Raw genomic sequence first — 13718 nt, forward strand, 5'->3', positions numbered from 1 at the left:
ACTAGCTTCTACGTAGGAGAATAGTCTTCTGGGCCCCGTCCAGTTATTGTAAGCAACTCTCTATACGCTTGTAGCCACATGACAATCGTTGGACCTAGATCAAAGGTATAGACATCTAGCTTTCCGGAAAGATTCTTTCCAAAAATTTCAACTTGGTATCCTGCATGCTGCAAGCGGATAGCTGCAGATAAACCACCTATCCCTGCCCCAATGATTGCGATTCTTTCTTTAGCTGTCATGTTATTGGTCCCCTTTTTATAGATCCATTTTATTATTTTATCACTTGATAAGTTTATTAATAACAGATTACCATTTAAGGTATGACTTATCAAGTATAGGAGATTTATGCATGGCTTTTTTGTGGAATCAAGCTATAATATTAAATAGAGAGGAGTTCATCTCATCATGTCCTTAAAAGATTCTTCAAGCAGAAGTCGTATTATTGAAGTTGCACGAAATATGTTTATGTCAAGTGGTTATAAGGCTACCTCTACTAGAATGATTGCGAAAGAAGTTGGGATTACACAACCAAACTTATATTATCATTTTAAAAACAAGGAAAGTCTTTATCTTGGGGTTTTAGATGAAATAGGTGGAGAAGTATACACTGACCTATTGGCGATTGTTGAAAATGACCAACTTGATCTAACTGGTAAACTATTACAAATGTCTTATTATCTACAAGATAACCAAGACATGGATATCTATACTATGATGCAAGATATGCAAGCAGACATTTCCATTGAAAGTAGACGCATCCTATACCAAATCTTTCAAGAAAGTTATAAACGGCCATTCATTTTATTATTTGATGATTACGAAAAGCAATTAAAACATCAGCTTACTGGAGAGAAAATTGCTACATATTTCTTTGTGACACTGGCCCCTTATATTTCTTCTAAACAAACAATCAGCAAAACGATTGCTTTAGAGGAAATGATTGATTTATTTCTGCACGGGATTATCTAATAGAATAAGTTGTTTCTTCCGAGAAATCCTCCCGACTACCGGGTCAAAAAAAGCGTTGATTGAAATGTATATCAATCAACGCTTTCGCTTTTACTTGTTTAAAGATTTTAATACTCTTTGTGCTCGTTGACGTGTTTTACGGTTTGGACTTTTCATCCGGCGTCGTACACTCGCTGCGTCCATTTTTTCTGCCATGATACTTCCTCCTTGACTTTTTAATAGTAAGTGGTTAAAATCGTAATGATTACGATTTACATTTTAGGATTTTATATTAACTCTTTTTATAACATTTGACAACACATGGTACAGAAAGGATTTATTCATGGCTAAGAAATCAAAGATAGCGAAAGCACAAAAACAACTAGCAACCGTAGAAAAATATAGAGAAAAACTCGAAGCATTAAAAGCAGCCCGTGACTATAAAGGTTGAAGCAAATTACCACGTAATGACTCACCTACTTGTATCCACAATCGAGACAGAATTGATGGTCGTCCACATGGTTATATGCGTAAATTTGGCGTGAGTCGTATTCGATTTAGAGAATTAGCCCACCAAGGAAAAATCCCTGGTGTAAAAAAACATCATTCTAAATATATCTTCAAATTCTATTATTTATAAAGTGAATTAGTTTTCCTTAGATAAGTAGTAAAAAATCCCCTTAGTAGGCTTATTTCTAAACACCTACTTGAGGGGATTTTTTTATTTAATACTTTATTTGTAGTGTCTTACTCGCTATTAGCTATAAATCTATTGTTTTCTACGTTTAGATTTAATAAAACCACTTACAAACAGTCCCAATCCTGTCACAAATATAGTAAGGCCTATCCAAGCTCTTGACTCATAACCAGTCGCTGGTAAACTATCGCTTTCTTCTGTTTCCGAAGATACTGATTGTTTACTTGGCATATTAGACGCTTTCGAAGATTCAGATTTTCCTGGTGTTTCAGGAGATTCCGGTGTTTCGATTTCTTCTGGTTCTTCCGGCTCCACCGGTACTTCAGGTTCTACTGGCTCTTCCGGTTCCACCGGTACTTCGGGTTCTACTGGCTCTTCCGGCTCCACCGGTACTTCAGGTTCCACTGGTTTTTCCGGTTCCACTGGCTCTTCTGGTTCCTCAACCTTACGTACAAAACCAAAGTCTAAGGTTGGATCTCGGTCACCATCTTCAACTAAATGTCTTGATGTAGCGGTCCAAGTTGAAGAGTCAATGGCCTTATCATTTCCTACACCTTCACTTGTTGGTTCTAGCCCTTCTAGGGCTTTCGCAGATGCCTCGCGGTCTATGCGAACCACATATGTCTTATCTGCTGGTAAGTTATCGAATGAGTAGTAACCTTTGCCATCTGTGGTTTGTGGTCCCACTAGGTTACCATCCACATCTGTCACTGGGTTGCCTGCTTCATCTTCGATTGTTAAGACAATACCTGCTAGTGGTATATCTGTACTATCTTGAAGGCCGTCTTTATTCTCATCAATCCAGATATAGTCTCCTACGCTGACGCGTTTATATGGCGTATGCGTATTTTTAACTGTAATTATCTTATCTTTTGCTTCACTGATAGTTGCTTCGTAGCCCTTGGCAACATCCACTTCTACAATATCATAGTTAATTGACTTCCCAGCTTGGTTAACTGGTAATCCAGTCCAGGTGTAACGCCAATCGCTATCTGCCGAAACTTTTACTGGTTTTCCTTGTGGCTCACCATTCGCTAATAACTGTACAGAAACTTCTTCGGGTCTAATACCATCTTTATTGTCAGCATCATCCCACACTTTATTCACTGTGATTGCTTTTTCTGCTGGTGTGTAATTATTGGTCAATATGATATTTCCATGGTTTGAATCATCAACGGTTACTTGATAAATTTCATCAGCGTTATTTTCGACTACTGAATACTCAATATTTTGACCATTATTTTTCAATGATAAATTATCCCAAGTGTATGTCCAATCATTCTTAGCATCTAATGTCGCTACTTGTTTTGTTGGCTGTCCATCAGCTAACAACGTTACTTCAATATTTTCTGGTCGGTTACCATCTTGGTTATTACTATCATTCCAGCTCTTAGTTACCGTTACTGATGTTTTCCCTGGTGTATAGCTGTTTGTCACAGTTTTTCCAGAGATGGTCGTTGAATAATTTTCAACAGTGTTCTCAGTAAAGGTATAGGTAATATCATTACCATTATCTTTAAGTGGTAATCTAGTAAATTCATGTTGCCAATTATTTGCTTCAGATAGTGTGGTTGAATCTACTACATGCCCATCTGCAAGCAGGTTGATTGTAACTTCATCTGGTCTAACGCCATCTTGGTTATTCGCGTCATCCCATACCTTATTTACTGATACGCTAGTTTCAGCAGGTTCATAACTATTTGTCAGGATGAATTCGCTAGGGTTAGATTTATCAAGGCTAACTTCGTATTCATCAGCTTTATCTATTTCCACAACGGAATATTCAACTTTCACTCCTGCTGCATTCACAGGCAAGTTATGCCATTCACCTACCCAATTAGTAGCTTCACTTAAAGTAAGTTCTTGTCCAGTTGCTTTTCCATTAGCTAACAATGCTACTTGAATACTGTCTGGTCGGTTGCCATCTTGGTTATCACCATCCACCCATTTCTTACTGATTGATAAGTCTTTAACTAATGGCGTGTGCTTATTCGTAACCACTGCATTTCCATTCAAATATTCAACTGTTTGTACATAACCATTTACAGGTGTCTCAACTACTTCATAAGTTACTGGTTGTCCAGACTGGAATACTGGTAGGTTTGACCAGTTATATGACCAATCATTATCAGCAGATAGCGTAACTGCTTCACCAATATTTTCACCATTTGCTTGCAATTGAACTGAAATATTATCAGGACGAAGACCATCCTGGTTATCGAAATCATCCCATTCTTTATTCACTTTAAATTCTTTCACAGCTGGTATATGACTATTTGTAATAGTGAATTGGTTATTAGCTTCTTCACTGATTACATGATCATATCCAACTACAGGTTCTTCCGTAACAGTATAGTCAATCTCTTGGCCATTTGCATTTACTGGTAAATTAGTCCATGTATATGTCCAATTGTTCGTTTGCTCAATTTCAACAATAGTACCTTGAGGCTCGCCATTTGCATACAATTGTACTTTTACCCTATCAGGTCTGATGCCATCTTGATTATTACTATCATTCCATACTTTATTGACAGTTACATCCTTAACGGCCGGTGTATGCGTGTTGGTTAAGACAATCTGACCGTCTTTCAACTCACCGACGGCAGAAGTATATCCTTTGGCCTCACTGGTTTCAACTACAGTATATTCAATCATTTGACCTTTATCATTTAAAGCCAATCCATCCCAGGTTGCAGTCCAGTTGTTTGCTTCATTTAAGGTTACTATTTCTCCTGTTTCCTTACCGTTCGCTAATAATGCTACTTGAACGTCTACTGGACGTAAACCATCTTGGTTGTTCACATCATCCCACTCTTTTGAAACTGTAATAGCAGTTTCTTTCGGTAAGTAGACGTTAGTAATGACACCATCTTTGATTGAGGTTTCATAATGCTCAACTGGTTCTTCTGTAAAGCTATAGACAATTTCTTGTCCGTTATCATAAACAGGTAAGCCAGTAAATTGATGTGTCCAATCATTCTCTGCAGATAAGTCTACATGTTCTATGATTTCATCATTAGCAAGTAAATTCACTGAAACAATATCAGGACGAATGCCGTCTTGATTGTCACTATCATCCCATTTTTTAGTTACTGTTTTTTCAGTTACTGCTGGTGTGTGACTATTTGTAATCGTAATTTGTCCGTCTTTCACTTCACTTATATCAGTTTGATATCCTTCGATATTATTTAGCTCAACAACTTCATAAGTTATTGCTTCACCAGCATGATTAACCGCCAAATCAGTCCATGTGTATGTCCAGTTATTTTCTACGGATAGTGGCACAATATTTCCTATTGGTTCGTTATTTGCTAATAATTGAACCTCAATCGCGTCTGGTCGTAGACCATCTTGGTTATCGCCATCTTCCCACACTTTATTGACTGATAAAGTTGTTACTGCTGGTGAATGCTGATTGATTAATGAAATATGTTCTGTACCTTGGTTATCTACTGTCTGTGTATAACCATCTTGTGAACCGATTTCTTTTACTTCGTAAACAATACTTTCACCTGATTCATTTACTAATAAATCGGTCCATTGGTGCGTCCAATTGTTGTCTTGATTTAATGTAACTGGCTCTCCATAATCTTTACCATTAGCTGTTAACTGTACCTCAATGTCTTCTGGACGTAGACCATCTTGGTTGTCGCTATCGTCCCAAACTTTATTCACAGCTATATCTCGAGTCGCTACTTCATGATTATTTGTTAAAGTTACCTCACCGTTAGAAATATCACTTGTAGTTGCTTGATATCCTTCAGGAACATTTATTTCAACAACTTCATATGCTATCGGATTTCCTTTTGCATTTACTGGTAACTTGTTCCAAGTATAAGTCCAATCATTTTCTTTATTTAAAGTAATTGGATCACCAATATTTTGGTTTCCATCTGTTAATTGAACTTCTACGCTATCTTTTCGTAAACCATCACGGTTGTCATCATCGTTCCATACTTTATTTACCGTCAGAGAAGTTTCTTTAGGTTGATAAGTATTCGTAATAATCACATTACCATGATTTTCATCGTTTACTGTTGTTTCATAACCTTCTGGTAGGGATAATTCTTTTACAGAATAAGTAATCTCTTTTCCAGATTCCTTCAATGGTAAACCAGACCAGGTTGCAGTCCAATTACCTTCTTGACTAAGTGTTGCGGTATGTTCCGTTTCTTTACCGTTTGCTGTCAATACAACTTCGATACTTTCTGGACGAATTCCATCTTGGTTTTCAGCATCGTCCCATTCTTTAGTTACAGTCACAGAAGTTTCAGCTGGTGTATAACTATTTGTAATAACGCCTTCTTTTATAGAAGTAGAATAGTCTAATACTGTATCTTCAGTCAGTGTATAAGTAATTTCCTGTCCATTATTAAATACAGGTTTATTTTCAAAATGATGTTGCCAATTATTCTCTTCGGATAATTTTACAGAATCAACTACTGTACCATTAGCTAGTAAATGAATAGTAACTTCTTCTGGGCGTTTACCATCTTGATTATTTGCGTCATTCCATACTTTACTTACCGGGATATTCATCACTTGTGGAGAACGACTATTCGTTATTATTATGCGGTCACCATCTTCTGCAATGGTTGTTTCATAATCGGCTACTGATTTTTCTTCTACTTGATAATGGATCTCCTTACCAGCAGATTTAGCCGGTAGATTATCCCAGGTATAAGTCCAACCATTCTCAGCTGAAAGTTTAACTGGTTCACCTTTAGCTACACCATCTGCTAATAACTGTACGACAACTTCATTTGGACGTTTACCATCTTGATTATTGGCATCATCCCATTTCTTATCTACTGTTACAAATGTTTTTTCTGGTTGGTAACTATTTGTTAAAATAAGGTCTTTCCTATTTTCAGCTTTTGTAACTGTAGGTTGATAACCATCAGTTGGATTCACCTCTACAACAGAATAATCAATTGGTTGACCATTTTCATGGGTTGGTAAACCTGTAAAAGTATATGACCAATTATCTTTATTTAAAGTAACAGGTTCTCCTATATTCTTACCATTGGCGATTAATTGGACTTGAACTTTATTTGGTCTTATACCATCTTGGTTTTCAGCATCATCCCATTTTTTGCTTACTGTAATATCTGTTGGTTTTGCTGTATTGGTAACAGTTAATCCATCTTCAGCCTTTTCATAATTTTCTAGATTTAGCGCTTGACCATTTTGATCTACTTCTTTAACACTAAACTTATACTCATTACCTTGACTATCTTTAGCGGCCATCTTCTCCCAAGTAACTGAGGTTACAGCGTTAGGAAGTTCTTTCAGCGCTGCACCTGGTACCTTTTCAACATCGCCGTTTCCGACTTGACGATAAAGTTCAAAATAAACAGTTGGATGGTCATTTGCGCCACCTATCCAATTTTTATTTGCTTGAACATCAACTTTTTGTTTTTCATTATTGATGATCAAACCATCTGTATTTTGTTCTTTGAATTTATCTGGGTTCCAACTACTATCAGCAATGTTGATTGTAATATTACCTTTTTCTCCATAACCATAGATGAGATAAATAGGTTCCGTCTTCGTGTAATCAGGTAATGCCGTAGTTTCTTCTAAAATATATCTACCAGCTCTTTGAGATTGTAATTCTTTTGAACCATTTTCATCCGTTTTAAAAGTAGTTACTTTCTCTCTACTACCATCATTCTTCACACGATATAGGGTAAACTCTACCCCTTCTAAAGGCTTACCACTATCTACATCTAATTTTTGGAAGTGCATGTCTAAGGTACGACCAGAACCACCACCACCGAAGAACCATTGCTGTGTTCTTGTCGTAACGGTTGACTCAGATATTTGTTTTTGCTCTTGGCCTCCGACTAATTTAACAGCATTCTTAACATTATAAATACCGATTAAATTAGGGTTTAATCTAGTAGCATAAGTTACTGTATAGCTATCATTAATATAGCCCAGATTAATCGTAAAGCTACGCTTATCTTCAGCTAAATTAACTGTATAGTCAGTAACTTCATTCCCTTTACTATCATATAATTTAATTGAATCTTGAACATAAGTTTGCAAACCATCTAATTGATCTGAGATTACTGCGTCATGTATTGGTAATTTATTAGGGTTAACCGTTAATCGCCAATCAATATTTTCAGTATCCTCATTTTGCTCTCCTACTTTATCCGTATTTACAATTGCCTTACCACCGAAGTAATCAATGTGGGCTGCCGCTTTATCCGTAATAGGATCACTATTTTCTGGTCTAGATGTTAATGTGGCCTCATTTGTGTATCGGTCAATTTTCTCTTTATTCACAGATGGGAACATCAATATTTTAGTTTGATAAATAATCTTGTATTGATATGGACCATCAGGAAGGTTGATTTTAAATTGATTATTTCCAGAAACATCTATTGTCACGTCTTGTGTAACATCTTTATTGTCCTTTACTCTAATAATTTTAAAACTACCACTTACTAATTCTTGATCTTCAGGAATGACATCATCAATCGTTGCATTATGTAAATTCACAAAATATTTTTCATTGTCTGTATTGGCATTTAATTCCCAAGTGATCAATTTATCAGCGTCATTCTCACCATTTGTAATCCCAACAGCTTTCTTATCTATATTCAATGTTGGTTTAGCAATAGACTTATCTCTAGATTCTGTATTACCGGTGTATTCTATCTTAGCTGTATTTTTAACCTCTTGTTGTTCTTCAGTTGGTGAAAGCGTTGTTGAGTAGGTCAATTGATAAGATTGCGCGTTTAGCTTATCTTTACTAATAGCAAATTGACCATTACTTGGTGTACTTACATTAAATTCACCTGTTACATCTTTACCACCGCTTTTAATTTGAATATCTTTTACTGTACTAGTAGTTGGTGTGAAGGTATCCGTTAATTTAAAATTATTTAAAATATTTTTATTGGTATTAAAATTAATGGTCCAATTTACTTGCTTAGTACCATCCTCATTAATGACTACCTGACCATTCTTATTACTTCCCGCTACACGTTTATTCACACTTGCATCTGCTGTTTCTTTACCACCTTGCCACTCCAAAGTAGCTTTATTAGTTTGTGTTTTGTTGCCAGCATCATCTGCAGTTGTACGATATATAATCGTATATACAGCGTTAGTTTCTGCTCTATTAATTTCTAATTCAAAACCTGAAGCGGCTTTCATATCTAGACTATAATCTGTGAAATTCGTATCATTTTCTTTTACTTGTAGGCTACCACTTATATAACTATAGTTTGTAGATTCAAATAAATCTTTAATGATTGGATTTTTTAACTTAATCTTGCTTGTATTAAATGTAATCGTCCATTCAATTTCTTGCTTGCTCTGATCACTATTTAACACATATTTCCCGGATTTTTTAATACCTGCTTTAGGTCCAGTTAATGTTGCTCCTGAATGAATAGTTTCACCAATTCCAGTGCCTTGACCATCACCAAATACCAACTCAGCATTATTTGCAAGTTCAGGTTGCTGCATACCTAATTCTGTATAGTAGGTACGGTAAATAAATTTATAAGTGTGTGGTCCAGCCTCAGTTATATTTAATTCGAAACCAGTTCTACCATCAGCATGTGTATACGGTGTTATGTCGAAGTTGGTCACTTCTTTATCATCTTGCAGTAATTTATATAAATCAGTGTCCTCAGTATCAAATTCTAAATGATCACTACTAAAAACATCTTTTACATTAATAGATGGTACATTTAATTTCTCAGAGTTCATCGTAATCGTCCAGTCAACGTAAGGATTACCTTCATCATCAACACCTTGATTACCAACTTTACCACCAGAAGGTATTGTATTTACTTGGACAGTTGCTTCAGCACGATTAGGTTGAGGCAAGTCATCATGAACCTCATTTTTAATATCTACATTATTTAAACCAACTGGAACATCTGATGCAAATTGAATTTTATATGCCTTACCCTCTGCATCAAGATTTGAAAATACGGTATTACCCGCTAAATCTTTTGAAAGCTGAACAGGTATATTTTTAACACTCAATTCATTACCATCTAGATCTGTATCAACTTCAAAAATTTGCACGCTATCTTCGATTAGCGAACCTTGGCTCAAAATATCTGTTAAATTAACAATCCCTAAGTTTTCGCGTCCATAATTATACTTAACTTCCCAAGCAATTTTATCTGGTGCATTGAAATTACCAGTTTTCGTGATGATAGGTAGGTCCTTAGACCATACACCAGTAAAATTATCACTCACATTATTTTCATTACCATCTAAGAGGATACGCGCCTTATTATTGATAGTGTGTACGCCACCACCACCTGGACGTGTTATCGCTGTTGTATAGGTGATATCATAAGCATCATTAATATCCCCAATATTTAATTCAAATCCTGCACCAGTAATCGTCGCTTCTAGACCTTCAACTTCTTCTCTACCAATTTCTTCATTTTTAAAATTACGAACAATTCGCTCGATTTTAAAGCTATTTGGTTCGATTGATAGATACTCGCCTAGGTCGTCTATCACTTTAGCTTGCGATATTTCCGCCATTGAGTCATTCACGCGTACAGTCCAATCAATATGTGTTGGATTTCGTTGGACTTCAATCTTTTCGCCATTATCGCCTAGGATATATTGGAAACCTGCTGTTTTCTTATCGGTTCCTTCGTAATCTTCTTTATCAGCACGAATGATTACAGTATACGAAGTATCATCTTGATAAGGTACTTCTACAGTAATTTCTTCTTTTTCATTAAAAATTTCAGTATTAAACTCTCCTGAAATATTGACATACATATCAACATTATCATAATCATTAACAGCCTCAGTAAATGTCAAGACTAATTGGTTAGATTCAGCATTGAATGTGGCAACTGTCACACCTTCAATTTCAATTTTCCCACTTCCCGTTACACCATGCGCTATTTCCGGTAATGCATAGGTAAATGTTTGCCCGTCTTGAATATCTAGAGTATCTGGCTTTTGGAAAGTATACTTCAATAAAACTGCATTCAATTCTGAAGGGTCTAAAGTAAGTTCATCACCATTTTCAACTTGTATAGTATTGCCAGCAGTAGTCGTAAATGAAAATTCAAATCCTGTGATTAAATTAACCTCTTCATTATTGATTGCTTGTCGTTGGACTAGCTTTGTATTTTCTGTTTGAATTTGTTGGTCCAGGGTTATTGGTGTTTGTACTGATTTTTCATCTTGATCACCATTGTCATAATTAATGGAAAGTGTAGTATAAATATCTTCAGAAACTTGTTCTTTTTGATCTATTGGTAATAAAACTAAGTTATCAGCACTTTTATAGGGTGATGTATAAACGCTATACGGTAGTGAACCAGAATATGTAGCAATTCTACTTGCCTCATCATATTTCCAGCCTTTACTATTCTCTGCATCAAATTTTAAATTTTCTGGTACTTTTGTAGATATTACATAAGTTTCGATAGTTGATTGACCGGTACCATTCCCAATACCCGTATCTTCATATGAGATTTCATAGCTTAATGCTACTTGCTGGGCAGGACCATCTTCATCATCAGCTGAGCCTTTTGTTTCGCTTGTTTTTGCTTGAGCAGTCACTTTAGGTTGACGACTAACAAAATTGTACTGACGATAATTTGTTGCCATGATAACTTGTGCATTTTGAACTACTTCAGCCTTTACAGAAACTTGTGCCCCATTTGGCATAAATCCGTTATCCTTTGTTTGTAGGTTAAGCGTAGTAGCATTTGCATAATCACTAGCAAGGTCACCTAGCTTATATTCAATAATCAGCTGATGAAGCACTACAGAGCACCTTCATTTGCATTCTGGAAATGTGATTCATTCTTCAGATGTCGTTTTCACTTCTGTTTCATTCAATTGGCTTAGTTTCCTGACTACTTGATGAAACTTCCAAACTATCGTCCTCTAAAACATCTACCTCAGGTGTAAGATTACTCTCAATATCTTCACTCACTTCTGAGCTTGTTTCTAGACTTGAATCTCCCTGACCATAGACAGATGCTAATGCTATTGCAGGTTCAATAAAAATGTTTGCCGTGAACAACATGACGATAAATACTCTAAAATACTTTGCTATTTTACCCATTTTAGTTCCCTCCATAAAACGCCCAATACCCAATAATAAGAAACACAATAAAACGTCTTCATACTTACCGTGAACAAATATTATTCAATCTATGAAAATGCTATGAATATTTTTTCTAATTCGATATTTATCTGATACTGGAAGTATATCAAATTTATCTTATATTGTATATCAAGGGAAATTTTTATATCCTTTTTTATCAAAATTATGTATAGATGATGCATATTTTGATAAAAAAGGATATAAATGTAAACAATATATGGATTTTATGGTGTATTATAATTTTATTGCTAATATTTCTAAATTGAAATTTGATATATTTCTCATTATAATGAGTTTTTAATTATGCTTATTTAATCTGGAGGGAATTAAGTGGAAATCTTTTTAAAATCTGTTGATTAAAGACGTTTAAAAATACTAGAGTATTTAGCTTTCAGCGATGACTGGGTACCCTTACCCCAACCAGCCACTAATCTAAACACCTCTATCAGAATCATAACCACTGATATTGCCTTTCTAAAGGATCATTATCCTGAATTAGGTATACAATCTATGCATAAAGGTATTCAAATCAATTTGAAGTATAATTACTCTTTAGGCACGATTTATAGAGAAATACTACAAGACACTTTAGCTTTTCAAATTTTGCAAGAAATCTTTTTTGATAAAGCATTAAATATTCAAGATTTAGCATATAAATTTCATGCAAGTATATCCTCTGTATATCGAACCATCGTTGAATTAAATCAATATTTTAAGGCTTTCAATGTGATCATCTAAACCAATACTTCGATTCTTACGGATGTCGCATTGAGTCAAATCCATGTCGTCTAATTGGTGATGAACGTTATATTCGTATTTTATATCGAACATATTTAAAGAGATAGGTTCACCAGTTGATTGGTCTTTTAAGACTTTAGATGAAAAAGACGTTGACGATGCTTTAAAGTTATTACTAAATGTAATTGAACAATTGGCAGGGGATTATTTTAGTAACTTTGATTTTGCCCATTTCTGGACAATTAAATTAATTATATGTGTAAATCTTATTCGCTATCTAAATGGACATATGGTTAAAAAATGTAAAGAACATAATCATTTTGTCACTTTACTAAGTCAAGTTTTATATTTAGTACCTACTTCCAATATATTTAAATCTATTGGTATTCAAAATATTACACCTAAGTTAATGTATCAATTACTATACCCTTACTACAAAAAGAACTTTGCTTTTAGTTGGGGAGATTTAGTTAAAGTTAGAAGCCACGAAGAATATATCGATCAAGCATTGACTCATTTAGAAGAGTTTTTACAATCATTGGCAACTACTATTTATATTGGTATAGATATTCAAAAGCTTTTAGTAATGAGCTATGGGACAATCTATTTAGAAGATGATGATCCCAATGCTCATTATATTTTAAATAATACCAACAATTCATTTGCTTTGATGTTAAAGAGTAATTATCCTAGTTTATATAAAAAGTTTTATCAGGCCATCAAGCATTTTAGAGAATTATTAAAAGTTTCCGCTGATGATAATAAAATTCATTTTATTATTTATACCTTGATGACTCATTGGAATAATTTATTTATTGATATTCATACAAAACATCAACAGTTATCAGTCTTGATTTTAAGTGAGGCCCATTTTTCACATGCCAAAGCGATTCAGGAGGTATTAGCTGCAAAGATAAACTTTAATGTTATATTTGAAACTTATAATCAACGGGAATTATCAATTGATACATTACAAAATATAAAACACGATATAATTGTATCAACTTTTACGTTTCCTGATGAGGTTGACAAACCAACTATTATAATTGATCAATATCCAAATAATCTTGATATTTCGAGAGTACTTCGCCTAGTTGAACAAATGATAGACAAAAAAGTTTTAGAATTCCAAGAAAAATTAAACATTTAAATTAATAAGCACAGAAGCTTCAGGAATCCATTCCATTAGCTTCTGTGCTTATTTGTGTT

At 34.7% G+C, this 13718-nt stretch carries 8 protein-coding genes and 1 pseudogene; 5 read left to right on the top strand and 4 right to left on the bottom strand.

The features are described from left to right. Positions 1–8 precede the first annotated feature (8 nt). Positions 9–239, bottom strand: coding sequence for an NAD(P)-binding protein (locus tag AWM76_RS07410; protein WP_039935927.1), 231 nt, complete (start codon positions 237–239; stop codon positions 9–11). Positions 240–405: 166 nt separating this feature from the next. On the opposite strand from AWM76_RS07410, the gene AWM76_RS07415 reads away from it, so the two are divergent. After that, positions 406–969, top strand: coding sequence for a TetR/AcrR family transcriptional regulator (locus AWM76_RS07415; protein WP_003143299.1), 564 nt, complete (start codon positions 406–408; stop codon positions 967–969). Between the two features lie 90 nt (positions 970–1059). Here the strand turns inward: AWM76_RS07415 and AWM76_RS10830 are convergent, their stop codons facing one another. Continuing rightward, positions 1060–1164: a putative metal homeostasis protein gene (locus tag AWM76_RS10830; protein WP_157832732.1), complete on the bottom strand. Its 105-nt coding sequence runs from the start codon at positions 1162–1164 to the stop codon at positions 1060–1062. A gap of 127 nt (positions 1165–1291) precedes the next feature. Here AWM76_RS10830 and rpsN point away from each other — a divergent pair. Continuing rightward, positions 1292–1588, top strand: a pseudogene (rpsN, locus tag AWM76_RS07420) (30S ribosomal protein S14). 129 nt (positions 1589–1717) lie between these two features. On the opposite strand, the gene AWM76_RS11130 reads toward rpsN, so the two are convergent. Both AWM76_RS11130 and AWM76_RS07430 read right to left on the bottom strand, forming a co-directional pair. Further along, positions 1718–11425 (bottom strand): Cna B-type domain-containing protein, encoded by a 9708-nt coding sequence (locus AWM76_RS11130; protein ID WP_060779374.1) that lies wholly within the window; start codon positions 11423–11425, stop codon positions 1718–1720. Positions 11426–11492: 67 nt separating this feature from the next. Beyond that, entirely contained in the window at positions 11493–11729 is a 237-nt protein-coding gene (locus AWM76_RS07430) for a hypothetical protein (protein ID WP_060779375.1), read from the bottom strand. A gap of 552 nt (positions 11730–12281) precedes the next feature. On the opposite strand from AWM76_RS07430, the gene AWM76_RS07435 reads away from it, so the two are divergent. The 3 genes from AWM76_RS07435 to AWM76_RS07440 all read left to right on the top strand — a co-directional run bounded on the left by AWM76_RS07435 (position 12282) and on the right by AWM76_RS07440 (position 13659). Continuing rightward, positions 12282–12509 (top strand): helix-turn-helix domain-containing protein, encoded by a 228-nt coding sequence (locus AWM76_RS07435; RefSeq protein ID WP_003143301.1) that lies wholly within the window; start codon positions 12282–12284, stop codon positions 12507–12509. A gap of 29 nt (positions 12510–12538) precedes the next feature. Continuing rightward, positions 12539–12616 (top strand): hypothetical protein, encoded by a 78-nt coding sequence (locus AWM76_RS11245; protein ID WP_420869282.1) that lies wholly within the window; start codon positions 12539–12541, stop codon positions 12614–12616. 86 nt (positions 12617–12702) lie between these two features. Then, a complete protein-coding gene (locus AWM76_RS07440; protein ID WP_157832733.1) occupies positions 12703–13659 on the top strand; it encodes a M protein trans-acting positive regulator PRD domain-containing protein in 957 nt (318 codons plus the stop codon). The last annotated feature ends 59 nt before the right edge of the window (positions 13660–13718 follow it).

The organism is Aerococcus viridans (genome assembly GCF_001543285.1).
GTDB classification, from domain to species: domain Bacteria; phylum Bacillota; class Bacilli; order Lactobacillales; family Aerococcaceae; genus Aerococcus; species Aerococcus viridans.

What these genes read in the sequence shown, in the direction of transcription:
- AWM76_RS07410 (WP_039935927.1), bottom strand. Translation starts at nt 239, where the DNA reads ATGACAGCTAAAGAAAGAATCGCAATCATTGGGGCAGGGATAGGTGGT.
- AWM76_RS07415 (WP_003143299.1), top strand. Translation starts at nt 406, where the DNA reads ATGTCCTTAAAAGATTCTTCAAGCAGAAGTCGTATTATTGAAGTTGCA.
- AWM76_RS10830 (WP_157832732.1), bottom strand. Translation starts at nt 1,164, where the DNA reads ATGGCAGAAAAAATGGACGCAGCGAGTGTACGACGCCGGATGAAAAGT.
- AWM76_RS07430 (WP_060779375.1), bottom strand. Translation starts at nt 11,729, where the DNA reads ATGGGTAAAATAGCAAAGTATTTTAGAGTATTTATCGTCATGTTGTTC.
- AWM76_RS07435 (WP_003143301.1), top strand. Translation starts at nt 12,282, where the DNA reads ATGCATAAAGGTATTCAAATCAATTTGAAGTATAATTACTCTTTAGGC.